Source organism: Cohnella kolymensis, assembly GCF_000829465.1.
Lineage (GTDB): Bacteria > Bacillota > Bacilli > Paenibacillales > Paenibacillaceae > Cohnella > Cohnella kolymensis.
On record NZ_JXAL01000006.1, the window covers coordinates 115177 to 140975 of the forward strand.

At 49.1% G+C, this 25799-nt stretch carries 17 protein-coding genes; all 17 read left to right on the forward strand.

From position 1 onward, the window contains the following. The first annotated feature begins 82 nt into the window (after positions 1 to 82). Positions 83 to 1792, forward strand: a complete 1710-nt coding sequence (locus SD71_RS06600) for a phospho-sugar mutase (RefSeq protein WP_041061227.1) — start codon at positions 83 to 85, stop codon at positions 1790 to 1792. 178 nt (positions 1793 to 1970) lie between these two features. Then, complete coding sequence (locus SD71_RS06605) at positions 1971 to 3911, forward strand: DUF5693 family protein (protein ID WP_407637527.1); 1941 nt, start codon at positions 1971 to 1973, stop codon at positions 3909 to 3911. Next, positions 3890 to 5041 (forward strand): polysaccharide pyruvyl transferase CsaB, encoded by a 1152-nt coding sequence (csaB, locus tag SD71_RS06610; RefSeq protein WP_052476036.1) that lies wholly within the window; start codon positions 3890 to 3892, stop codon positions 5039 to 5041. The genes SD71_RS06605 and csaB overlap by 22 nt, the downstream gene beginning before the upstream one ends. An 89-nt stretch (positions 5042 to 5130) precedes the next feature. After that, entirely contained in the window at positions 5131 to 5838 is a 708-nt protein-coding gene (locus SD71_RS06615; protein ID WP_082034107.1) for a WecB/TagA/CpsF family glycosyltransferase, read from the forward strand. A 139-nt stretch (positions 5839 to 5977) separates the two neighbouring features. Continuing rightward, entirely contained in the window at positions 5978 to 7108 is a 1131-nt protein-coding gene (locus SD71_RS06620) for an MraY family glycosyltransferase (RefSeq protein ID WP_041061443.1), read from the forward strand. Positions 7109 to 7297: 189 nt separating this feature from the next. After that, positions 7298 to 11215: an S-layer homology domain-containing protein gene (locus tag SD71_RS06625; protein ID WP_041061237.1), complete on the forward strand. Its 3918-nt coding sequence runs from the start codon at positions 7298 to 7300 to the stop codon at positions 11213 to 11215. 474 nt (positions 11216 to 11689) lie between these two features. Beyond that, the gene (locus SD71_RS06630) at positions 11690 to 14506 is read left to right on the forward strand and encodes an S-layer homology domain-containing protein (protein WP_082034095.1); all 2817 of its coding nucleotides are present in this window, start codon (positions 11690 to 11692) and stop codon (positions 14504 to 14506) included. Between the two features lie 666 nt (positions 14507 to 15172). Further along, complete coding sequence (locus SD71_RS06635; RefSeq protein ID WP_152619365.1) at positions 15173 to 17080, forward strand: hypothetical protein; 1908 nt, start codon at positions 15173 to 15175, stop codon at positions 17078 to 17080. A 32-nt stretch (positions 17081 to 17112) separates the two neighbouring features. Continuing rightward, complete coding sequence (locus tag SD71_RS23490; RefSeq protein WP_152619366.1) at positions 17113 to 17547, forward strand: hypothetical protein; 435 nt, start codon at positions 17113 to 17115, stop codon at positions 17545 to 17547. 132 nt (positions 17548 to 17679) lie between these two features. Beyond that, positions 17680 to 18986 (forward strand): IS1182 family transposase gene (locus tag SD71_RS24745; protein WP_407637524.1). Its coding sequence is split into 2 segments (ribosomal slippage): positions 17680 to 18246 and positions 18249 to 18986, totalling 1305 coding nucleotides; the frame shifts between segments, so codons are not numbered across the junction. A 188-nt stretch (positions 18987 to 19174) separates the two neighbouring features. Continuing rightward, a complete protein-coding gene (locus SD71_RS06645) occupies positions 19175 to 19663 on the forward strand; it encodes a hypothetical protein (protein WP_052476037.1) in 489 nt (162 codons plus the stop codon). A gap of 197 nt (positions 19664 to 19860) precedes the next feature. Beyond that, positions 19861 to 20130, forward strand: a complete 270-nt coding sequence (locus SD71_RS06650) for an alpha/beta-type small acid-soluble spore protein (protein ID WP_041061246.1) — start codon at positions 19861 to 19863, stop codon at positions 20128 to 20130. Positions 20131 to 20258: 128 nt separating this feature from the next. After that, a complete protein-coding gene (gene metK / locus SD71_RS06655; RefSeq protein WP_041061249.1) occupies positions 20259 to 21461 on the forward strand; it encodes a methionine adenosyltransferase in 1203 nt (400 codons plus the stop codon). Between the two features lie 160 nt (positions 21462 to 21621). Next, the gene (locus tag SD71_RS06660) at positions 21622 to 23478 is read left to right on the forward strand and encodes a dynamin family protein (RefSeq protein WP_041061251.1); all 1857 of its coding nucleotides are present in this window, start codon (positions 21622 to 21624) and stop codon (positions 23476 to 23478) included. Beyond that, complete coding sequence (locus SD71_RS06665) at positions 23475 to 24875, forward strand: dynamin family protein (RefSeq protein ID WP_041061254.1); 1401 nt, start codon at positions 23475 to 23477, stop codon at positions 24873 to 24875. Before SD71_RS06660 ends, SD71_RS06665 begins: the two co-directional genes overlap by 4 nt. A 20-nt stretch (positions 24876 to 24895) precedes the next feature. Beyond that, positions 24896 to 25258 (forward strand): hypothetical protein, encoded by a 363-nt coding sequence (locus tag SD71_RS06670; protein ID WP_041061257.1) that lies wholly within the window; start codon positions 24896 to 24898, stop codon positions 25256 to 25258. Then, entirely contained in the window at positions 25236 to 25787 is a 552-nt protein-coding gene (locus SD71_RS06675; RefSeq protein ID WP_152619367.1) for a hypothetical protein, read from the forward strand. The genes SD71_RS06670 and SD71_RS06675 overlap by 23 nt, the downstream gene beginning before the upstream one ends. Positions 25788 to 25799: the final 12 nt, after the last annotated feature.

Here is a 25799-nt window from a genome sequence, read left to right on the forward strand (position 1 = left end):
CAAATTTGAGTAACGCCTTTCCATCTACACGATATATTCAAGATTACAAGGAAAGAGGTCATAGGATATCGAGAAGGGATGAATGAGTATGGTGAAAACTCCGAACGAAGTTTATGAATCTTGGCTTAACGATCCCAATGTGGATGAAGTGACGAAAGAGGAGCTTCTCGCTATCAAAGGGGAAGAGGCAGAGATCGAGGATCGGTTTTATCGGGAGCTTGAGTTCGGAACGGGCGGTCTGCGCGGAGTGATGGGCGCCGGCACGAACCGGATGAACCGTTATGTGATCGGCAGAGCCACACAGGGTTTTGCGAATTATTTGCTGGGCCAGTCATCATCTCCATCTGTTGTCATCGCGCACGATTCGCGCAGCAATTCGGATGTTTTCGCGTTAGAAGCGGCGTGTGTGCTGGCTGCTAATGGAATCAAGACACATCTGTTCCGTTCCCTTCGTCCTACTCCTCAGTTGTCTTTTGCAGTTAAGGATCTGAAAGCAACGGGCGGCATCGTCATTACAGCGAGCCATAACCCTCCAGAATATAACGGCTATAAGGTTTACAACGCCGAGGGCGGCCAATTGGTTCCCCATGAAGCGGAGCAGGTCATCGCGAACATTCGCGAGGTGCAGTCGTTCGATGCGGTCAAGCGGCTCACACAATCTGAGGCTGAGCGGCAAGGTTTGCTGAACTGGCTCGGCGATGAAGACGATCAGCGCTACATCGATGCGGTTGTGGAGCAGACGGTTCAACCTGAGATACTGAAAGGCCAAGCAGGTAAAGACCTGTCGGTCGTATTCACGCCTCTTCACGGTGCGGGGAATATACCGATTCAACGTGTACTTGCACAAACAGGATTCACCAACGTTCATGTGGTGCCGGAACAGGAGCAGCCGAACGCGATGTTCCCGACGGTCAAGTCTCCGAATCCCGAAGAACATGAGGCGTTCACGCTGGCGATCGAGCTGGCGGATGAGGTCGGAGCCGATATCATCGTGGGCACCGACCCGGATTGCGACCGCATGGGTGCCGTCGTGAAGAACGATGAAGGCCGCTATGTGGTGCTGACCGGCAACCAGTCGGGGGCTTTGATGGTCAATTATTTGCTATCGAACAGGAAAGCCCAGGGCAAGCTACCAGAGAATGCCGCAGTAATCAAAACCATCGTGACGAGCGAGATGGGAGCGGATATCGCCGCATCATACGGCTGCGAAGTGTTCAACACTTTGACCGGCTTCAAGTATATCGGCGAAAAAATGTCCGAATTCCAAGCGACCGGCTCCCACACCTTCATGTTCGGGTACGAGGAAAGCTACGGCTACCTTACCGGAATGTACGCGCGCGATAAGGATGCGGTTGTCGCCGCTTTGCTCATTTGCGAAGCCGCCGCTTATTACAAGTCTCAAGGTAAAACGCTGTACCAGGTACTGTTGGAGCTCTACGAGAAGTATGGGACGTATTTGGAAAAGCTGGAATCGCGCACGCTCAAGGGCAAGAACGGCGTGGAACAGATCGCGGCTATTATGGAAGATTGGCGTTCCAACCCGCCGGGAGAGATTGCGGGAAAACCGGTAGAGCGCATGCTCGACTATGCCGGCGGACTGGATGGTCTCCCTTCCGAGAATGTGCTGAAGTTCATTCTAGGCGACGGATCGTGGTTCTGCCTCCGGCCTTCGGGTACGGAGCCGAAAATTAAAGTATATTTTGCGGTGCGGGGCACGGGACTGGATGAAGCGGAGGCCGCGCTGAAACGCTTGATTTCAGCGGTCATGGCACGAGTCGACTCGCTCTCATAAACAGAAAAGCGGCGGCGGTCGTTGGACCGCCGCTCCTTTTGCGCAAAGCCCGCGAAATTTGACGAAAAGAATTGAAGGAGTGACAGTTGTGCCGGAGTGGCTGAATAAATGGAATACGCGATTGGCGCGGTGGCTTTGGTGGGTCGTGCTGGTCGGTATCGTGGCATCTTTGCCGGTAATGTATGCAAGAGTCCAGACGGAATCCTCGGCGAATCAAGTTGCGATCGCAATGGATTACCGCGATCTGCTGCAGGTAGGAGCATCCCAGACGAATCCGCAAGCTTTCGTGCAAGAGCAGCTGAAGCGTCTTAAGGATGCGGGTGTTAACAGCATGATCGTGTTCGAGGGCACGCTGGAGGAGCTGGCCTGGGCAGGTGAAGTTGCCGTCTATAACGCCTCGCAAGCGGCTCTGCTGGAGCAGCGGGTCGCAGATCCCGGGGACAACCGCACTTATGTCCTTTTTACGAATCCCGAACATGAGAAACAATTGCGTCCCGTCATCGACTGGGCGTTCCGCAACCATGGCGCTGATGTTACGGACTGGTCTTTCAAAGGCCGCTCCGGCGTCATACTCGGACTCGGCTACGATGATGCGATGATCCGCCCGATGCAGCCTAATCCTGCAGCCATGCAGGAGCTGAAGGAGCAAGGGTTCCTCATCATACCGCGGCTATCGGATCGGTTCGATCCTTTGGACACAGTTGAACTGGACAAATGGCTGCGGTCGTTCCAGGAGCTCGGAGTGAAACAAATCGTGTTCGACGGCGAGGCCGTCACCGGTTTTGAAGAAGGGCCGCAAGGTGTGGCCGCTTTCGCCCAACTGCTGAACAAGCACAATATCGGAATCGGTATTTTTGAAAATTTGAAGGTCCCGCAGAAGGGCATCGACAGGCTGGCAAATCTGCTGGACTATAATGCCGTTCGCGCTCATCCGGTCGGAGACGCGGAAATCATGACGATCCGCAAGGAACAGCTGGCGGACCGGCTTGTTCTCGCGGTGAAAGACCGCAACATCCGTATTCTGTATTTGAATGCCATGACGGTTCGCGATGTCAGCAAAGGGCAGGTTGTGCATCCGCTCGATACGATTGTTTACGTTTTGCAAGGTGAGGGAGATACGAGAGGCGTAACTGCCGAGCTTGCTGATTTCGGCTTCACGCCGGGTGCGCCGCAAGCGTTCCAGCCTCACCATGCTCCTTATGAGCTGTTATTGCGCGGCTTGACGGCACTTGGAGCAATTGCGCTTATCGCACTCGCTTTCGGATTGTTCGTACCGTCACTGCTGGCGCCTGCTTTTGTGCTGGGTGCAATCGGCGGAGCGGGACTGTATGTGCTGAACTCGACACTGATGATTCAAATGCTTGCATTGCTGGCAGCGATAGCCGCTCCTACGGCATCCGTCGTGCTGCTCATCAAGCGGCTCAGGGAGCTCCGCGAAGGCGCGGGGGATCAGCCGATCTCCGCCTCCAAACGGTTGGGCGGCGCGGTCATTCTGTTCATCCGGACAACCGTGCTCTCTCTTGCGGCCATCCCTTTGGTGGTGGCGCTGCTGAATCACATTTCGTACAGCCTTGTTTTGCAGCAATTCCGCGGTGTCAGCTTGCTTCATGCTGCTCCGATCGGGCTCGTTGCTTTATACGTTTTCTTGTACGGCTCGGGCAATACCGTGGTCGGCAATGCGCGGCGCATTCTGGCGATGCCGCTTACGGTGTTGTGGATTGTGGCACTCGGCGTGCTAGGCGCGGCTGGTATGTACTATATGACAAGAACCGGCAACGCCGGCTCGGTATCCGGACTGGAGCTCAAGTTCCGCGCTCTGCTGGAAAATACTTTCGGCGTGCGTCCCCGTACCAAAGAAGCGTTCCTCGGTCATCCGTTATTTTTGGCGGGTATATTCCTGGCGCTTCGGTATCGCTGGGCCATGGTTCTGCTTATTGCCGGAACGATCGCGCAGCTGTCCATGGTGGATACGTTCGCGCATATTCATACGCCGCTCGTGCTTTCGATCATCCGGGTTCTGCTCGGTCTCGGTATCGGCGCGTTGATCGGCCTTGGTATTATTGCCGTTTGGCAAATCGGTGAAGGAGTCCGCAATCGATGGGTGAGAAGACAGGTTTAAACAATGCCGCCGGGAGTGAAAATAAAGCTCGCCGGCTGGTAATTTCCGGCTACTATGGTTTTCGCAACAGCGGGGATGAGGCGGTACTCAAAAGTATTCTCACCGCGTTAGAGGAGTCTGCTTTACAAACCGGCGTAACGGTGGAGCCTGTCGTTCTCTCCGCAGATCCGGAGTGGACGGCGCGGCAGTACGGCGTTGAGGCTGTGCACCGCATGAAACTGGCGGAAGTACGGCAGGCGCTTAGCAGCAGTGACGGCTTGATCAGCGGAGGCGGCAGTCTTCTGCAGGATGCGACAGGACTCGGCTCTATTCCTTATTATCTTGGCATTATGGAGATGGCCCGCTGGGCAGGGAAACCCACTTTTGTCTATGCCCAGGGCATAGGACCGGTGAACCGCAAGCTGTTCCAGCCGTTCATCAGCAGGGCATTTAGGCGCGCGGCGTATTTGTCCGTGCGCGACGATGAATCGGCGCAACTGCTGCGCCGATATGGTGTGGGTGCGGACCGGATCGACGTTGTGCCCGATCCGGTCATGGGCTTGCCGCTCGGCGGCGCGGCGGATGTGGCGCCGCCGGCGGCTGGGGAGGACACGCCGCCCGTGGTGGGCGTGTCCGTCAGGTTCTGGCGCAGCGACCGCGCGGACTTGGACCGCACGGCGGCAGCGCTTGAAGCGCTGGCCGGACGGCATCGCGTCCGGCTGCGCTTCCTGCCGTTCCATCAAGGCAGCGACGAGGATGCGTCGCGCTATGTGATGGAACGGCTGGGTGCGGCAGCGGGCCTAGCGGAGCTGGCCCCGTCGCACGAGGACCCGCAGCTGATGCTGCGGGAAGTGAGCCGATGCGCGCTGCTCATCGGCATGCGGCTGCATTCGCTTATCTATGCAGCCAACCGCAGGGTCCCGCTTCTCGGCATCTCGTACGATCCCAAGATCGACCAGTTCCTGCACCGGCTCGGGCAGCGCCCCGCCGGCACGACTGAGTCTATCGATCCACACTTTTTCGCCGAGGACGCGGTGCATCTCCTGAATCATCCGGACCAGTGGCATGAGTCGACGGATTCAGCCATTACCAGGCTCAAGCAAGAAGCAATAAGGCCTGCGCAACAAATTATCCAGTCAATTCGTATTTAACAATATAAGCTTGGAGGGTGTGACTTTTGGTGAACCCCAATCCGCGGCCGTATCCGACGGTGTCCTTGTACGGCGTGCCTTTTTCCCGGATGGATATGAAGGAAACTGTAGCTTATCTAACCGAAGCGATCGAATCCCGCCGCCCGCATCGTGTCGTCACGGGCAATCCCATCATGCTGATGGCCGGCTTGGAGAATCCCGCTTTTCATCGGGCTCTTGCGACCGCCGACCTAGTCGTGCCTGACGGTTCAGGCGTCGTATGGGCAGCCCGCAAAGTGGGCCAGCCGGTCAAGGAGCGCGTCGCAGGCTTTGATCTCCTTCATGAATTACTGAAAGAAGGAGAAAAACGGAGCTGGAGCGTGTATTTGCTGGGCGCTTCCGCGGAAATCATCGACACCGCACATGCCAAATTGGCCGAAAAGTACCCCGGCGTGCGTTTCGTCGGGCATCGTGACGGTTACTTCTCTGATAGGGAAGACGGCGCGGTGGTGTCCGCCGTCCGCGCGGCCAACCCCGATCTGCTCTTCGTGGCCCGTGCCATGAACAATCAAGAACCGTGGATCGCGAAGTACCAAGAAGTGTTGGGCGTTCCTGTTATGATGGGAGTAGGGGGCAGCTTTGACGTCATTTCAGGCAAGCTCAAGCGGGCACCGGCACTTTTTCGCAAATTGGGTATCGAGTGGTTCTACCGGCTGCTTCAGGAACCCTCGCGCTTCGGAAGGATGTTGGTTCTGCCCCGATTTGCCATGAAAGTGCTCAAAGACGGAGAGAAAGTACTGAAACCAACCAATCCTTGATGAAAATTTAATGTGAGTCATGAAAATCACCAAAAACGGCCGAATACGACATAATTAATACCTTGTTGTATTCGGCGTGCACGGAGTATAATTCATTCCGTCATACAAAAAGGGGAGTTGTGAAGTGGCTACTGGCTGGATGCTTGGAATAGGATTGTCGGGATTCATAGCGGCAATAGCGCTTGCGCTTATTTTGACGCCGTTAGTGAAGAAGATGGCCGTCCGATTCGGTGTCGTTGACGTGCCAAACCAACGCAAAGTTCATACCCGGATCATGCCTCGCCTCGGCGGAGTGGCAATTTACGCTTCATTCACAATCGGACTCTTATTGATCTTGCCATGGCTGCCGGACGGCATGCTTAGCGCGTATGATCGCAATCTGATAAGCGCACTTCTTACCGGAGGAACGCTGATCGTATTGCTTGGTGCTCTGGACGACAAGTTCGACTTGCCCGCCAAGCTGAAATTACTCGTGCAAATTGCCGCGGCGTGTATCGTCGTGTTCGGCTTTGATGTGAAGATCAATCTGCTCAATATCCCTTTCGGTTCCGCTATGCAGCCGTTGGGTGAATGGCTCAGTATTCCTCTGACGATTTTCTGGATCGTCGGTGTAACCAACGCAATTAACTTGATAGACGGTCTGGATGGATTGGCCGCCGGGGTTTCCGGCATCGCCATCGGAACCATTCTCGTAATGGCTATTCTGATGGGCAACGAGACGGTTATCTTCCTATCTGCGATTCTGCTAGGAAGTATTCTCGGGTTCCTGTTCTTCAACTTTCATCCTGCGAAAATATTTATGGGAGACTCGGGCTCCTTATTCCTCGGATTCGCCTTGGCGATGTTGTCCATGCTGGGGTTCAAACAGATTACTGTGGTCTCACTCGTCACTCCGCTGCTGATCATCGGCGTTCCGTTGTCCGACACTTTTTTCGCCATCGTGCGTCGTTGGATTCACAAGAAACCGATCTTCGCACCGGACAAGGGTCATCTGCACCACTGCCTGCAGCAGCTAGGCTTCAGCCACCGCAAGACCGTGCTTATTATTTACGGCATCGCCGCTTTCTTCGGCACTTGTGCCGTAATCCAGTCCACGCTTACGAATTCGGGCTGGGGCAACTGGATTACTTTCATCGTAATCGCCGCACTCGTATTCCTGCTCCAAATCGGCGCTGAGCTCATCGGCATCGTGGATCAAACACGCCGTCCGGTGCTGGACTTCCTAGCAAGAATGCGGATGAAAACCGAGACTCAAACTCGCAGTAAATAGTATTCAGCCATTATATTAATCTTATAACGATCCCCATTTCTCCTTTTGAGAGAAATGGGGATTTTTTGCTATGTACGCTCAAATAGGACTTGCGGCATCTAAAAAGCATCTTTCATTTTGCCGATAGATTAATCACGTGTGTATTTAACATAGTAAGTCACTGATGTACGACAAAGGAGAGATTCTCAGATGCGTCATATGAAACGGCCGCTGGTGTGGCTCATGCTGGTTGCATTGATCGGCACCCTGATTCCCGCAGGATTTACACCCAAGGCCAATGCGGCAGGCAATCCGGCAACCTACTTCATCCCCGACAGTTCGGGCATTCGTAATACTGCGAAATTAGTTCTTGATAATAAAACGTCACCTGACTATTTGACTCGCACTACGGCTTATACAACGAACAATGGAACTCTAACCATTAACGGTACATACTCCTATGTTTCCAAAGACAGCATGGCTGTTAAGATCGAGCAGCTTAATCTGCAGTCAGATGGCAGTTGGACACCCGACAGTACTCACTTTACCACTGGAACGGTAGTGGAAGAGCCGGGTTCCATGAACCGCTTTTCGGCCAGCGGCCTTACTCTGTTCAGTGGGATGAATAGAATTACCTTCTCAGGCAAGCAGGGCAGCATCAATCGTTCTGATGTTTTCTATGTGCTCTACGACCAAGTTCCATATGTGCAGAGCATGCAAGTTACTAGCGCCTCCGGTACGATTAACCTAAATGAGGGCACGCAGGCTGTAGTGCCTTCCCAAGACATAACGCTTCAAGGTGTTGCAAAAAATGCGAACAAAGTAACCGTTGGTGTGAACGGCGGTTCACAAATCATAGCTTCCGTGCTGGAAGATGGAACGTTTTTCTCGCCTTCATTAAAATTACTCGCGGGTCTCAACACCCTGACAATCACCATAACCAACGGAACGAATACAGCCAATATTTCACGTCAGTTGTATTATTTCGATCCGAATAACCCGTATACCGACGTTCAATTGGTGCAGACAGGCGGTGGTACTCATCAGCTGGTGAATGCCATTCCACAACTGACGAATTCAACAGCAACTCCTGAAGGCAAATTAACCGTCCAAATGCTTGTCCCCAGCGACGAATTATCACCTGATTTTGGCGATAATGCTAGTTATACTTTAAACGGGGGCGCTAGTACAGTTATTCCTGCTGCAAGTGTGACATCAGAGACGATTATTCCGGGCAGCGACGGAGTCACACCCAAGTACCGACTTGTTACTTTTACAACACCAAATACTTTTCAGTTTAAAAGTGTCTCTGGAGTTTACGATAAAACTCAAAGTGTAAGTTTGACGGTGAGTTATACAGATAATACCAAAACCTTTACCTCAACCTTTAACGGAAAATTCATGTACTTGCCGGGCGACACGGTAATCACAAAAATGCATTACCTGCCTGGCTATGATGGCACTTCCAGTGTGGGTACAGCGTTGAAAGAGCCTCTTAACGGCGCAGAGGTAAGCAGCTCTATTTTTTATATATTGGTAGAGGCAGACCAATCTATCGGCACTACAACTAATTTATCCGCGGTTTATTTGCCATTAGCCAGTTCCGTAATCGATTTAACTGATGTGACTCCAGCTGGCACACCTGCTAATCAAAAGGTTTACAAGGTCAAAGATTTCGCTAACGGACAACAGAAGGTACAGTTCAAGCTGGGAACCTCGTCTTCCACGTACAATGCGGACATTACGTTTGTATCCAAAAGCTACATTTATGTCGAAAACTTATATGATGGTCAAACTTATTCATTTGATTCCAACGTTACGAACACAATCACAATTACAGGTCAGTACATCGGATTCCAGAACATTGCGACTGGATCTGCGCAATATTTCATTAACGGAATCGCAGTGACCACACCGGCATTAAGTGTAACAACGAGCACTCCGACTTTTAATTTGCCTTTAACCGTTGGCGGCACCAGCCCGCTCGTATTCGGGGAGAACCGTATCGTTTTCAAAGGCATTAATCAGAACGGAACGGGGAACTCACAGGAAATAATCAAAGAAATACGGATTTATATTATCGATACCAATGTGTCGACAATTACGCGTTTCCATCCTACACTTAGCGCGGCTACACGTGAACCTTTCGATTCGGCTATTCTGAGTCAGACAAACTATCCGACTTCTAAGATGGCCAAGATCTTTGCTCTTACACCGGAATTCTTGCCGAAGGACGGCAAATATATTACCAGCGAGACCCAGTATGATCTTGTTCTCCGTGGGGGCGGAGCATCGTTTATGAATTTGAAGCTGGGCTCACAGACGATGCACAGAATGAATCTCCCGACAACTGCAAATCTACCCACAACTGGAACCTTCGATTTTGACTTTAACGGCGACGGCGATGATGAGACATATACTTACGATTTCGCCGGAGATCAGACGGAATTCATCTTCCGTGTGCGTGAAATTTCGTTCGCGGCTCCCGGATCTCATATCTATAATCTAGAGTTGATCAACAGCACAGGTGCCGTATCCAACCAGAGTTTAGAGATTACACGCGAACTGTCGCCATACCGGATACTTTCGCCTCAACCGACCGTGGGCAATCAAATCGTGGTTAATAAGAACTTCGTACGTTTCGATATTGAAGCAGAAGGAGCGACGGAAGTTTTGATCGGCGGGAAGCCGGCTGTGAAACGGGCTGACTTGAACGATCGTTTCGTTTACGATTACGTTGGTCTTAAGCCCGATAAACTCACCGCCATTAAAATCCAGATCAAAACTGCGGGTAATACGCTGAATGACACCGTGAATGTATTCTACACCGCCTCTGTACAAGTAGATTCTCAGTATATGGAGAAATTAGGGCCGAAATATGCGATCTTCAACAAGAAGCTCCAGCTTACTTTTCCAAAAGGCACGGTGCTGAAATCCGCATACCCGAATTTGAACAGCAGGAGAACAAGCAAGCTTTATAACGACACCATGATTCTCTTCGGTATCGCCGATCCTGTAGACGGCATAGTCGAGAAAAGAAACGATTACGGCAATATCCTAGGTGTCGATAAAGATGCAAGAACATACCAGGGCTTAGATTCGATCCTGATTCCGGATTACCTGACCTTGCGATTCGGCAACAACAGCAACACATTCAACTTCACCCGGATTTCTGAAGTATTCTGGATTAGCGGCGGCGCGGGTGAATTCGGGGAACGAGGCCAAATTGGCTATAAGCCCGCAACAAACGGTTTGGCTCCATACTCCAATGAAGGCAATTTCACAGAATTTGCAGCTGAGCGGAAGGTTATCCCTTCGAACCGCGGTAAATTAACTCTAACCTATGACTCCAATGTAGTCGAAGAGGTCGGACATACGGTAACTGTCTTCCGCTACACAGACAAAGGGGTCTGGGAGAACATCGGCGGAGAGGTGAACACGAAGAGCCGTACCATCACCGTTCCTTTTGATGATTTTGGTTACTACATGGTTGTTAAACTCAGAAAAAGCTTCAACGATGTAACGAATCACGGGTGGGCTCGGAATATCTTGAACGGCCTCTATTCCAAAGGAATCATGAAAAGTATCCGCGGAGATGAATTCGGGGCAAATGATTTGACCACACGTGGAGAATTTGCAACGCTGCTTGTTAAATCCCTGAACATCCCGATCAATTCAGAAGGCGTGCAGACGTTCTTCGATATTTCTCCAGGAACCGCATCGGATACATGGGACTATGAACACATTGAAACCGCTGCGCGAGCCGGTATCGTAACCGGACTGAGTGAAGGATTCTTCGGGGCAGATATGCGCTTGTCTCGACAAGAAGCGGCGGTTATGATCGCACGGGCACTGGAGTTAAAGATTGCAGTGAACGACAGCAAGCTCGAGGCCAGCCTGGCGAAGACATTTGCGGACTCCGGCAGCATACACTATTACGCGCGTCCATCGGTCGATGCGGTTAATAAAGCGAAGATCATGACTGGATCTGCAGCTACAGCAACAGGCCAGAACAAAGCAGTGCTGAACTTCAATCCTAGAGGAAACATGACCCGTGCCGAAGCCGGTAAAATCGCAGTCGCACTGCTGCAAAAGAAAACAAAAATATTTCCGAAAAATCTAAGCTAAGTAGGATAATTTGGTTAATAATTAGGGGGCTGACCAATCAGCTCCCTAATTGTTCGGTTCTTGGCTTTAATGGTAAAAGTTGATGAATGACGAACGACATTGTCCGAGCTATACTAGAGAAGCTTTAGACCTTACATAGTTTCAAATGGTCTAGAAATGGGTATTAGCTCGAAAAAAAGTAAGAATTTTTAATCAATCCGCAACTTTTTTCATTGTGGTGCGTTTAACATGATGAGTCTTGTGAGAGGGACCGGAGCACTAATCTTCTATTCGCTCTGTTAAAATCTCTTTACGCTGGATTACCACCTCATGTATAATGGGGAAAGTGGCAGATTTTTCCCTGCCAATTTTGTGCTCTATTTCGATTTTCTTCCCTAGTTTACGAGTTTCTGCGACATGATCTACCAACGATAGGCATGCCAGCAGACATACATTATAGACAATGCTCTACTCAAGGAAGGGGGTGAAACACCTATGAGAGATTCGAGCTACAATTCTTCTACACAAACAAAACAGATAGTTTCTCGAGGAGGAGAAATAAAGGTTATGAAAAAAAGTTTATCCCTTTTGCTCGTGATGGCCTTGGTATTCGGAATGTTCGCATCCATGGCATCCGCAGCTGATTTGTCTGCTAAAGACAAATACGACGTACTCATTCAAAAAGGTATTCTGAAAGGTACGACTACTGGCGACGCTCAATTGGATGCCAAGTTGACTCGTGCACAATTCGCAACTATCGCTGCTGCTATGGCAGGTCTTACTCCTGCTACTGTCGGCGAAACATTCTCCGATGTTAAGAAAAACCAATGGTGGTACGGTGCAATCGAAGCTGCTGCTAAAGCAGGTTTGGTTAACGGTACCGGCGGCGGTAAATTCTCGCCACGCGCAAACGTAACGGTTGAGTCCGTTATCAAAGTTGCAGTTATTCTTGCTGGTAAGAAGCCAGTTGATGGCGCAAAAGTAACTGGTTCGTCCGCTTGGGCTGGTCCTTACATCCAAGCTGCTATTGACGAAGGTTTGATCTCCGCTCGCACTGATTACAAATCAGATGCTACACGCGGTCAAACAATCGACATCGCGTACAATGCTTATGAACTTCTTCAAGGCCCTAAAGTTACAGGTATTAAAGTTCTCGACGAGAAAAACGTTGAAGTAACTTTCTCTGATAACAAAGTGGAAAAAGTAACTCTTCCTACTGCTCTCGAAGCCAACAAGGAAACAGAAATCACTGTTACTCACGAGGGTAAAACTTACAAAGTCAAAGTGACTTATGTTTTCCAAGCTCTAAAAGTTGAGAGCGTAAATGCTGTCAATTTGAAAGAAGTTGAAGTCAAGTTCAACAAGGCTGTTGACATTGACACTGCAACATTCACAGTAACTCCTGTTGGTGGCTCTGTGATCGCTGACACTCCAGTATTGAGTGCAGATGAGAAAACAGTTAGTCTTGCATTAGCTTCTAACCTGGCACAAAACAGCTATGTTACCGTAGATTTCTCAGGTGTAAAGGCTGCAGACGGTACTCCATTCGCTCCGTTCTCTGTAACAGTTAAAGTGAATGATACTGTTGCGCCATCTGTAGCAGAGATTAAATCTCTGACTAAAGATGCTGAAACAAACGCATTTGAAGTTACTTTCAGCGAGTTTGCATACTTGGATACGGTAAAAGTTGGCGATGTTATCGTTGCTCCATTTTCTTTAGATAACAAGACTTATACTTTCACTTTGCCTTCATCGGCAACTAAGTTTGAAGCTGGAAAAACTTACGAAGCGGTTATTAACGGCTTGCGTGATCTGGCTGGAAACTATGCAACTCAACCACTTAAGGCTTCCTTTACAGTTGTTCGCGACCAGATAAAACCGGTATACACTCTTGTACCTGTAAACCCAACGCAATTTGATATTGTGTTCAACGAAGAAATGCAAAACACAGTTCCTGTTGATGCAGTTGTTGTTAAAAACGCTGTAACCGACGCTACTCTGTTCCAAAGCGGCTTGCCTGTTCGTCAATCCGATAAGAAATCTTTCCGCGTTACACTGATGGGTGCTCCTATTGCTCCTGACAAAACATCTGTAGAACTTAAAGTTTCTGTGAAAGGGTTCAATGATGTCGCAGGCAATACTGTGGAAGCTAAAACTTCCAATGTAACACTGCTTAAGGAATCCGTTAAACCAGAAATGACAACAGTTCGTTTGATGCCATCTACTAATAACAGACTTGAGGTTACTTTCTCTGAGCCTGTATCTGGCATCGCAACTACAGATTTTGCTCTGACTGATAGTGATAACACTGTAATTGCAATTACTTCTGTTGAAAACTCTGCTGGTACAGCTGTTAGTGCTACAGATGCTAGCAACAGGGTATACCTTGATACTGCAGCTTTGACTTACAATGGTACGTTTAAATTAGCAAACATTGTTGATAGTGTTACTGATACCTCTGGCAACAAAAACATTGCTAAAGTTATCTCGTTCACTTACAACGATGTGGTCGCTCCACAAGTCACTGCAGCAATTGTTGCTGACAAAAACGTTGATGGAACTCTTGATTTGACTTCTGCTACTCAAGCGGTCGCAGTTAAATTCAACCAAACAGATGTTGTAAATGGTATTAGTGTTGCGACTGGTAACTTCAAAGATGGTGCAGCAAACAACCCTGCTAACTACACACTGAACGGCGCTGCATTGCCATCAGGCACTGTAGTTAAATTCATTGACAGCTTTGATGCTGACATGGATGGAACTGTTAGCGGAGGCGAAACTACTGACCGTGGTTATGACCTCGTGCAGATCGACTTTAGTGCAGTTGCTGCTGATGCTAAAGCTACCGCTCTTAAAGAAGGTGGCAAAATTGTGGTAACGGCTTCTAACATCAAAACTGTTGCAGGTTCCACAATTCCTTTTGCAAGTGCCGAACTTAATGTAGTTGACGTTACTGCTCCTACAATCGCTGGTGCATATTTAACTGGTGATGCAAGTGACGCTTCATTGAAACTTACTGTTCAATTCTCTGAAGAAGTTACTTATGCTGCATTTGATAACACTAAATTGGTATTGGCAGGAAAACAAGCTGACGGTACAACGTCCGCTACTAACCTGTTATTGACAGCTCCAGCATATGATGGTGCTGACAAAACCAAGGTTGTATTCACAATCGCATCGACTGACCTTGATGTTACTAAACCGGTAACTCTGACTGCGACAAGCGTTAGCAACATTAAAGATGTTGCGACTACTCCAAATGATTTGGGAGCAGCTGGTCCAATTAGCGTTGTGATCTACGCTACGAACTAATTAAAAGTGCTCGAAAAAGTTGTTTAAACACGAAAGCTCTGCAGAGATAATCTCTGCAGAGCTTTTTGTATACGCCCAGCATAGGCGTTATTTTTAGGGTGAGTGTCTCAAACGGGGGCTAGTGAGCGCGTACGTCCAAGGGCGAGGTGTCCGTCCCGACGAGGAATCAGAAGGATGCCGGAGTCAAATGTTCGGGCCAAATTACCCGATCCCATATGAATGCAGGGCTAGTCGGACGACTCTCCTAAACATGACAAAATAAAACCCGACGATAACTAATCATTAAACTTGGGTGGTCGTGAGTAGATAGATGAAGTTCTTATGTGAGAAGGGGTGCGGAGCCTGCGCAGTAACTTCGTCAGGCATTTATAAAGAAGAACGGAGCCGCAAAAAGGAAGGTCCGAACTAAACGGTGAGGAAAGCTATGCGTAAAACTTCGTATAAATTTATCTTCTTAACTGAAATAACTGGAAGTAATATTCAGCCATCTGAAACTTTTGATACCTTTATAACGTCTAATTATATAAATCTGAATGTTAGGGGAATAGTTAATGAGGAAGTTCGTTCAGGCTTCAGTGGCTGCTATAATGCTGATATCTAATGCTTCATTAGTTAATGCTTCTGAAACGAATAATTTACAAAAAAACAAAACTTGTGCAGCCTACAGTGAATCTTAATTATGTTTTTCCGCTTAAGAATAAAATTGCCCTATCCAAACAAAGCTTCGCACAAATAACTGACATTAACATGGATATATTAGAGGAACATAACATTCTTACATATACTATTCAGATCTACAATGGTGAAAGGACCCCGATAAATTTAATTGACTACTGGGTTAGCGTTAGGTCAAAATCTACCGGTGCAACTTATTCAAGTGTCATATCAACGGCTGATAAAACAAAGTCTAAAATATCATCTAAAACATCTCAAACCATTAGATTTTTCTCGAAATTAGATAAGAACGTGAAGTTAAGTGATATAAAATTTGAATTGGTGAAATGGGATTTCTCTTCTGTAGGATACATGAGAAAACTTGGTGAACTGTCAGTCACTAAAGCTTTCAATCCAGCCGTAAAAACGAATATGTATAAAACGGTCTTTCTATCAGACACACCCATCAAGTTAAATATAAGTGATTTTAGCTCTGCAAAAATGAGCTCAGAAGATCTTTTCAGTATATCTTTACAATTACAAAGCTTGGGAAAGAGAACCCTAACCAGTCCTAAATTGAAATTTTATTTGAAAAGTAACACAGGACTTACATATCCACTTAGTGCAGATTTAAGTCAAGATGTTTCTCTGCTGCCTTCACAAAAACGTGTAATCTCGCTGGGGACTAGTGTGCCTGATGTTAGTGGCATAACAAGTTGGATGTTACAAATAAATCAAGAGGATGAAACGGCGAAAGTTGAACTAGGTATTGCAACTTTTCAGCTTCCGACTTCAACTTCAAGCTTAAACACAATACCGGTTAATCAAGAAAAAATAATCAGCGTAAACAACAAAAAAGTCGGTGCGAGAGTCAAATTCGCAACGGCATTGGATAATGATAGCCAGGGAGTTAGTGTCATTGTAAGTTTAATCAATAGGGATACAAGTGCCATTCCTCTGCCGAAGTATGACTTCAAGTTGGTGACCAACGGCTACACATTTCCGTTAAGTTCACAGGATAAAGACAGTTCTATATCACTTAACCCAATGCAGGAAAAAACATTCAGTTTGAAAACAACAGTGCCTGCCACGATAGGAACACAAGATGCACAATTAATCATGCTTCAACAGCAAGACGCTTCTGCTGGTAGTGACACGGCGACAAATGCAGTCGGTTTTCCGGTTGGTATTTTTAAGTTAGGTAATTTAGTAGAAAATAATCCCGGCAAATCAATGTTTATGGACACTGCAAGTGGTACTTACCAAGTGACAATGGATTCAATTCAAAGATTGCCTTGGGCAGATACAGACGTACTGGCGATTCATTTTAAACTAAAAAATCCTAATTATACTCGTTCGGTCCCGGTTCCAAAATTACAAGGGTATATAACCATTGATGGAATAACAGCAGCAGATACCGACACTAAATATATTCAACCGGACAGCGTATATCTTATGGCACCTAACACTGAGATTGATGGCTACCTTGTAACAAAGATTCCTTACTACAGTGAATACTCTGTTTTACAAGCAGGGCTACAAGAAAAAGTAGGGGAAAGTATTACGGAAGTTGCACAATTCATGCAGGGGCATCATCAGATCGAGTTTCCCGCGGTATCCTTAAATGCAGAGTTCAAATCATCTACTAAGGGCAAACAAGCTATGTTTAGAGTTAGAAGTACTAAGAGTTATTCTGGATCAGGAACAACAATCTTTTATGCTGAAATGGAATTGAATAATTTAGAGGCTAGAAATACTAATTTACCGCAGATTGTGGGATTCTTTACTACCGGAAATGGTGACTATTATAAAGCTAGCGTTTCACAACAAGATATTCCGACAACAGCTAGAGGTAAAAGTTTGGTTTCCTTGTGGCTAAACTGCCAAATTACATCGATACCACAAAGCTTAAGTTGCTAGTTGGACAGGGAGTCACGGACAGCAAACTATCGTTGCCTAAGGAAGAATCTAATGCATATGTGAATGCAGCGCTTTTCGATTTACCGCGTGAAGGTGGGGTAGATATACTCCCTTATAGCATTGCAATTTTTAATGGACGTGGGACTCTTACCGGTAGCAGCTCAGTGCAAATGGATTTTTCGTATCGGCTAACAAGAGATTCATCACTGGAGACAGGAGCTTTTGATCATAAAGTGCTCTTGCAAATTGTCGATGATGCCACTGGTGTTAGCTTTGATAGAGAGATCGGCATTGATGAACTCAGCGAAGGCAGCCATACGATAAACTATTCTCTCAACGGTTCAATATTCAGTAATAAACTAGGTGGTTCTTTCAGATTGAATGTTTATGATTTATTTCAAGGACACAAACGGTTAATTAGCACACAAACGTACGGTTACGTACCGCCACCACTCTCTGTTGATTAAGGAAAGAAGACCGCCAAGGCGGTCTCAGCCTGTTGAAAAACTTCAACAGGCTATTTTTTTTATGTTTTTTTCTTTATCAATTCACCGCGTTAATTTGGTATAATATAGCTATATTTTAAAGGCGGTGTTATTATGCTGCGTTCTAATCCTAACGTGCAGAATCAATATGAGCTTGTATGCATCGAGGATCTTGTTTTACCCAACCATCCACTACGGAAAATACAAAAACATATCGATTTTTCCTTTATTCTAGACCTTGTCCATCCTTACTACTGTGAAGATAATGGTCGCCCTTCTGCGGATCCGATCATGCTTTTTAAGATGCTGTTTATTGGGTATCTGTTTGGGATTCGCTCCGAAAGGCAATTGGAATTAGAAGTCCATTCTAACAATGCCTATCGCTGGTTTCTTGGTCTTGGACTAACTGACAGTGTGCCGGATCATAGCACGCTTAGCTATTTCCGGCAGCGTCTTGGAGATGGCGACGTGTTTCAAGAAGTATTTGACCAAGTCGTCTTGCTGGCCATCAAACATCGTCTGGTCGCCGGTCGGGTTCTCATCACCGATTCCACTCATTTGAAAGCCAATGCCAATAAGCAAAAGTTTGTTAAAGAGGAAGTCACGAAGAGCACCAAAACCTACATAAATGAACTGGATGAAGCGGTTCGAGCAGATCGTGAGGCCAATGGAAAAAAGCCCTGAAGCCCCGGAAGGAGGTGGAAGAACCGAAAGAAACAAAGATCAGCACCACTGATCCTGAAAGTGGATATATGGTACGAGACGGTAAACCGGAGGGATTTTTCTACCTCGATCACAGGACAGTCGACCACAAGTACAACATTATTACCGATGTACACATCACTGCCGGCAACGTCCATGACTCTGTTCCCTATGTAGATCGGCTTGAGCATATCGTGCAGAAGTTCGGATTTGAAAACACACTGGAAGCTGTTGCGCTAGACGCCGGATATTTCACCTCGTACATATGTAAGAAGCTGCAGGACAAGAAGATTTATTCGGTCATTGGCGGCAGGGCATTCACGCCTGTAAGAGGCTTAATTGGAAAGTGGCGATTTAAATACGACGCTGAAAAGAATGTGTATATATGTCCTCAAAAGCATGAACTGAAATATAGCACCACTGACCATCAGGGATACAGGCAGTACAAGTCGGATCCAAATCACTGCGCGAATTGCCCATTGTTGCGAGAGTGTACCCGATCTAAGAACAAGCAAAAAGTAATAACCCGTCATGTATGGCATGTCAGCAAAGAGTGGGTCAAGCAAAGAAGCAGGTCAGGCAAATATCTTTACCGGTTGCGGTACCGGACAGTTGAGCGAAGTTTCGCGGATGCCAAAGAGCTCCACGGCCTTCACCTGAATGAACTTCATATATTACCGAGAAAAAAAAGAAGATTGCCTGTTACCCTGCCCGCTTAGCCAGGATATTGGCGATCTTCTTTATGTTCTGACATGTGGCGGTCATCAGTGCTTGCTGCCACACCTTTGTTCGACCGCGGAAACGGCAATAGCGGTCTTTTTTTTCTTTGCTGTCAATTCACTTGAAACTTTTAATAGTTAACTGCGTCAAATAATTTAGCATATATATGAGACAAGGAGTGAAGAGATTGGAATCGATCAAAAGGCGGCTATCTTGGATTGGTCTTATTTCATTGGTTATTGTAATAGCTACGGTTGGAGTTAACAATGTTGTGGAAGCAGATACGAATAGTCCCCCTGGGTCAACAGATGATCCTATTGTGACGAAAAGTTACGTTGATCGAAAAATTGCTGAAGCTACAGGGGTTGGCCCGGTAGGTGGTGGCGCTGGTGCCGGAGAATCCAGCAAACTTCAGGTTGTGACTGTTCCTCTTGGGAAAAAGATTGTTGTGCAAGACGGCGGTGAGCTGATCGTTCGATCGGGAAAAGCTGTGGCCTACAGCACAGATGCAAACGGTCTGTCGGACATGACAGATGGCCTAGACATCGCCCCAGGTAAGCCGGTCGGTACCAACCACCTGATTCTCTTCCCGCGAGGCGGGCGAGGGGTACAGGCAGATCCTAAACAAAAATTTGGATTAATTGTTTTGGTTCGTGGAAATTATCAAATTCAGTGACATACTTATGATGCTCAATTTACATGCCATAATACATCGCTAAACCGGGAGCAGAGGCTGTTTTTGCAGCCTGTACTGCCCTTCTTGTCTGTTGGCGCTTTTAGCATATTTTCCCCGGCCTTCCAAAATCTAATACGCCTTGACTGGGGTGTTCCCGCACATACTAGGATCATCACAATCAAGGAGGTCAGCACAACATGCCAAGAAGACGCAGGCAGCTTGTACCTGAGGCTCGGCCTATGCTGGATCTGATGAAGTATGAGATCGCTGCAGAGCTGGGTATGCCGATTGCACAGGCTGGTTTTGATGCTGAATTTGCGGGGGAGTTGGGTGGTAGCGGCGGCTCTGGAAGAAGTGGACCTTACATGGGTTTTCTGACGGCCAGAGAAACCGGAGCACTAGGTGGCGGAATCGTAAAAAGGTTGCTTGTTCAGGCGGAAGCAGAAACGGCACAAGTCCTTCGATAACCCGTACTGCCAAGGCGCTCGCGCGTTGACACCCCTCGACAATTTAGGTATCATTATTATTCGAAGGTCTGTCTAACAACCTTTTCCAGTTGGGAAAGGTTCATTTTTTTATGTGGAGGTTGAGGATCATGTCGATACAAGGACGGCATCTCTTCACGTCCGAATCGGTCACTGAAGGCCATCCGGACAAAATTTGCGATCAAATATCGGATGCGGTTCTGGACGCATTCTTAGAAGTGGATCCTTACGCGCGTGTTGCTTGCGAAGTATCAGTGGCTACAGGGCTTGTACTGGTGATTGGCGAAATCACAAGTAAAGCTGATTATGTGGACATTCCTGCTATTGTGCGGCGCACGGTTAAAGAAATTGGTTATACTCGCGCCAAGTATGGCTTCGATTACAGCACATCGGCGGTACTTACTTCTCTTAACGAACAATCTGCGGACATTGCTCAGGGCGTTAACGCAGCTCTGGAGAGCCGTGACGGTAAGGATATGAAGCAGGAGAACGAGGATATCGGCGCAGGCGACCAAGGGCTGATGTTCGGCTTTGCCAGCAACGAGACACCTGAATTCATGCCCTTGCCCATTGCTCTCGCTCACCGTTTATCCCGCCGTCTGTCCGAAGTGCGTAAAGACGGTACACTGGATTACTTACGCCCCGACGGCAAAACGCAAGTTACCGTTGAATACGAGAACGCTAAGCCGCTACGTGTTGACACCATCGTCATTTCCACGCAGCACTCGGAAGACATTACACTTGAGCAAATACAAAGAGACATCCGCGAGCATGTGATCGCCAAGGTCGTACCTGAACAATTGATCGATGCCGAAACGAAATTCTTCATTAACCCGACCGGACGCTTCGTTATCGGGGGCCCACAAGGTGATGCAGGTTTGACGGGCCGCAAAATTATCGTTGATACTTACGGCGGTTACGCGCGTCATGGAGGCGGTGCATTCTCCGGTAAGGATCCGACCAAGGTAGATCGTTCTGCAGCTTACGCAGCTCGTTACGTAGCTAAGAACATCGTTGCTGCCGGCCTGGCCGACAAATGCGAAATTCAACTCGCCTATGCGATCGGTGTTGCAAGCCCTGTATCCATCAACGTGGATACATATGGTACCGGCAAAGTAAACGAATCGAAGCTTGTCCAATTGATCAAAAACAACTTCGATCTTCGCCCGGCCGGCATCATCAAGATGTTGGATCTGCGTCGTCCGATCTATCGTCAAACTGCCGCTTACGGCCACTTTGGGCGTACGGACATTGATCTTCCTTGGGAGAGTTTGGACAAGGTTGACGTGTTGAAGCAGGGAGCTTTTGAATAACGATTGTTTGCAACAGCATTAAAAGAATTTTAATACGAAGTGGCGTTCAAATTGTCAATCAATTTGAACGCCATTTTTTTTGTTGTTATATCAAGATTACCGATGCCGACAGTTCGCATGCAAGGAATTTTTGGTTTGTTGTCGAAATAAGAGTTAAGTCATGGGTATTGAGGTGGATAGATTGGATTTTTTGGCAAACAAGCAGCAATTGCACAACGTGTTTACCGAACTGAAATCTCTGTTGACAGCAAGCGGGTTTGGAGACCGGATTGAAGCGGCGATTCAGCGGCTGCACAGAGAGCGGATGAATTTGTTGGTCGTAGGTGAATTCAGCAGAGGAAAATCGACTTTTATCAACGCTTTGCTGGGATCCCCGGTGCTCCCTTCGAAGGTTAACCCGACGACAGCAACGATTAATGTGATCGTACCGGGCACCGAGAGCAAGATGGAGATGATCTATCATGACGGAAGACGGGAAGAACAGCCGCTGCCATCCGATAAGATCAACAAATTTCTCGAAGACAAGGTAACCGTAGCCAATCAACAGGCAAATGAAATCCGTCAGGTCGTTCTCACGTTGCCCGGTCCGATGGAAGAGTGGAACTGTACCATCGTGGACACGCCCGGCGTGAACGATCTTGAAGATATGCGGGAAGATGTTACGTTTCGGTATTTGCGGCAGGCGGATGCCTGCATCGTACTGTTGGACGCACATCAGCCGCTTTCGAGAAGTGAGCGGGCTTTTATCCGGGACAAGGTATTGGCTAATGATATTCACCGCCTCATGTTCGTGATTAACCGAATGGACGAGTCGGCTCCTATGCCCGACGGCGAAATAGCCGCACGGTTGAAGACTCATGTGTTCAACCTGCTGCGTGAAGAGTTGCCGGACATCGTAGATCCGCTGGTGCATGCGGTGTCTTCCAAAGAAACGCTCCGTGCGAAATTCAAGAGCGAGAATAGCATGTGGCGCGATTCCTTTGCGTTGTTCGAGAGGGAGCTGTATCGGTTTCTCTCTGGTCATGCAACACAAGGAAGGCTGCCGGATCACGCGGATGCCGCCATCGGGATAGCCGCCGATGGGCTGCGGGCCGTTCGGGACGAGCTTAGCGTACAGGCTGGTAACGGGGAAGAATTCGGCAGACAAATCTTGCGGCTGGAGCAAGAGGCGAGACAGCGTGAAGAGCAGCTGGAGGCGGTGTCGGTCTATTTGGACGGGCAGTCCATAGAACTTGCGCGCCGGCTGCGCAAGCTGGTCGAAGACGGCTTCGGCGCTCTGCGCGAGCGCCTCGCAGAGCAAGCCGCACTGTGCGATAACGAAGAGGATTTGCAGCGGCTGAAATCCTCCATCTCTTCCGGTGTTCGTGACCAAATGCAAGCGTTGGCGCAGGAATTGTCCGATTATAAAAGAGAGTTGAGCCGAACGCTTGCCGATCGATTCCGATCGCTGTTTTCGGACGAGTATTCGTTGCCGGTAGTTCTTGGAGATCGTTCCCTCAATTCGTGGCAAGGTGACCGTTCGGTGGACCTCGGCATTCAGGGTGTAAATACGGCAGATGCCTCGGATACGCCGGGCATTCTGCTGGGTTATGCGGCTGCAGGCGGCATGCTCGGTTACATCGGAGCCGCGCTGCTTGGACCGATCGGAGTAGCCGCGGCGATTGTCGGGTCCCTGATTATGGGCGGCAAGTTCGAAGAGGAGCGAAAGCGTAAAGCGTACGAGCAAGCCAAGGAGCAGGCCATCCAGCAACTACGGGCGCAGATTGGCTCGGTGATCGAGCACGCGCGGGAGCATGCGGAACATATGGCGCAGACCGAGATCGCACCGCTGGAAGCCCGGTTCAGAGACCGCATCCGCAGCAGACTGCACGCTATCCGGCGCCTCTTGCAAGAGCAGACGGATAGCGTGAAGCTTGATCGCCGCAGTACGGAAGAGAGAGCCGATCAACTTAGAGCGCTAGGCAACCGGCTTAAAGACATCCTGGAAAATCTATATCTCATAAGGAGACCGTCATGAACCCACTCAAGCCGCTTGCGGAAGAACTTTTGGAGCTCAGCCGGCAAATCAGGCAAAGGGATGCTGAGCGCTTGACCTCCGCCGCCCTGCACGGAATGCAGCGGGACACCTTCCACGTTGTGATATTGGGAGAATTCAACCGGGGCAAGACGACCTTCGTGAACTCCCTGATCGGGCGTCCGATCCTGCATGCCGACATGCTGCCGGCCACCGCGGTACTCCACTTGATCGAATACGGGGAGAAGGAACGGATTGAGGTGGTATACCACGATGGCCGAGTGTCGGTGCATCCGATCGCCTCAGACGTACTGGCCGGGTTTTCGGCCGGCGGGGCGGCACCGGCGGATACGGTTCGACTCATACGCCTTGTTCTCTCTCATCCACTGCTGCAAGAAGGTATCGTGTTGATCGATACGCCGGGCGTGAATGACCTGAATGAGAGCCGTGCCGAGCTGACGTACCGCATTCTACCGGAGTGCGATGCCGCGGTTTTCTTGTTGGATGCGGCTGCACCGCTGACACGGTCGGAAGCGGAATTTCTCACGGGCAAAGTGTTCCATCACAAGCTGGATGAGATGCTGTTCGTTCTTTCAAAGAGCGACAGGCTCGATGAGGAGGAGTTGGAAGAAGCGTTGGAGGGAGCGGCCGGCAGGCTCCGGCAGGTGATGGGCCGCCAGAGCGGGGTATACCCTTACTCATCGAAACAGGTGCTCGACCGGTCGCCGGAAGGGCTCGCGCAGCTCGATGCCATTAACGGCCTGCTTATGGAGCTGAAACAAGCGTCGCGTCGTTCCGCAGCTGCACGGCATGCCGGGAGGTTAAGCTTGGCCGCAGCTTACATACGACAGGACCTGGATGTCATTCGGTCGATTCACCGCATGAATGACGAGCAGCTCGAGCGGTTCAGAGAACGGATCAAACAGCTGCGACTGCAGCTTGAGAACAGGTACCAGAGGCTTCTTGTCAGCATTGATACGGTGGGTCGGGACACACTTCAGTCGATGTTGGATAAGTCATACGCCAAGTTGGTTGAAACCCTGCATAGCGAGTTGGACTTTCAAACGCGCTCGCACAAGGGCAGCATGGAAACTTATATCGAAACCGACTTTCCCCTGTTGGTCGAACGGATGATGAAACAATACTGCGAGGCAAAAGCGGTGGAGATTCAAGCCTTTCTCGACCGCTTCCGGCAGCATGTAACCGAGGAGTATACGAAGCACTTCAGCACTCCGTTGACACTGGCTCTACAGGAGTCCGGCATTGCGCTTCCATCTTGGAAAGCTGGTTCCTCTTCCCTCGCCGAAACCGGTCAAATGAATGAAATGATCAAACAAACGATCCCTGTTACCGCAGGTGCTCTAGTCGGCATCTTGTTCTGCCGGGGGTCGGTGCGCTGATCGGAGCCGCCGCCGGCGGAGTGATCAATCACCAACTTAAAGGACGGCAAAACGCGCGCCTAAAGGATGAGTTTCGGGAACGTCTGCCGCATCTGATCGGCGACATCGTCAATGCGCACCGGAAGGAGGCGAGGCAAGCGGTAGACGGATGGTTCTCCCTGCTTACTTCCGCCCTGGACGACTATCACCGGGGTCAATTCGATAGTATCGCCGAGCGGCTCGCCGACCGGCTGGACAAGCCCGCCGCCGAAGCCGTGCTGCTGGATGCAGAGGCGGCGCAGGCAGTCGCCGAACGTTTGGAGGCGATCGTCGCCACACTGGAAACTCATCAAGTGTCACATCCCGTTAAGGAGGAACAAAATGATGTCCGACTATCTTCATAATCTGTTTCTGCACGACAGTCCCGGTTTGTCACACGACGGAACGGTGCACAGCGAGCAGAACATTTTCGGAGGCCGGGATTACTACAACTCATCCAACCAGAAGCTGGGCCATACGGAGAGCAATATCTTCGGCGGGCAGGACCACTATAATGCACAGAACCAGAAGCTAGGACACAGTGAAGATAATCCTTTTAACGGACATGATTATTTTAATTCCGCGCAGCAAAAAACGGGTCATTCCGAGCCGAACGCCTTCGGGGGAACGGACCATTTTGACGCCGCGAACAGCAAGACCGGCCATAGTGAAGCGAATCCGATGCATGGCTTCGACTATTATGACGCCCATAACCACAAGACGGGAACCTCGCAGCAGAACATTTTCGGAGGTCAAGATTTTACGGATGCTCATACGACCGGAACCTCAAATCTCGCGGATGTTCAGCGCAGCTGGCAGGATCATGTGCTTTCGCAAGGCCATGGGGACCCTCTCAGGGAATCCCGGCAAATCGTATTTCCCAACTTGATCTGAACGGAGCTGCGC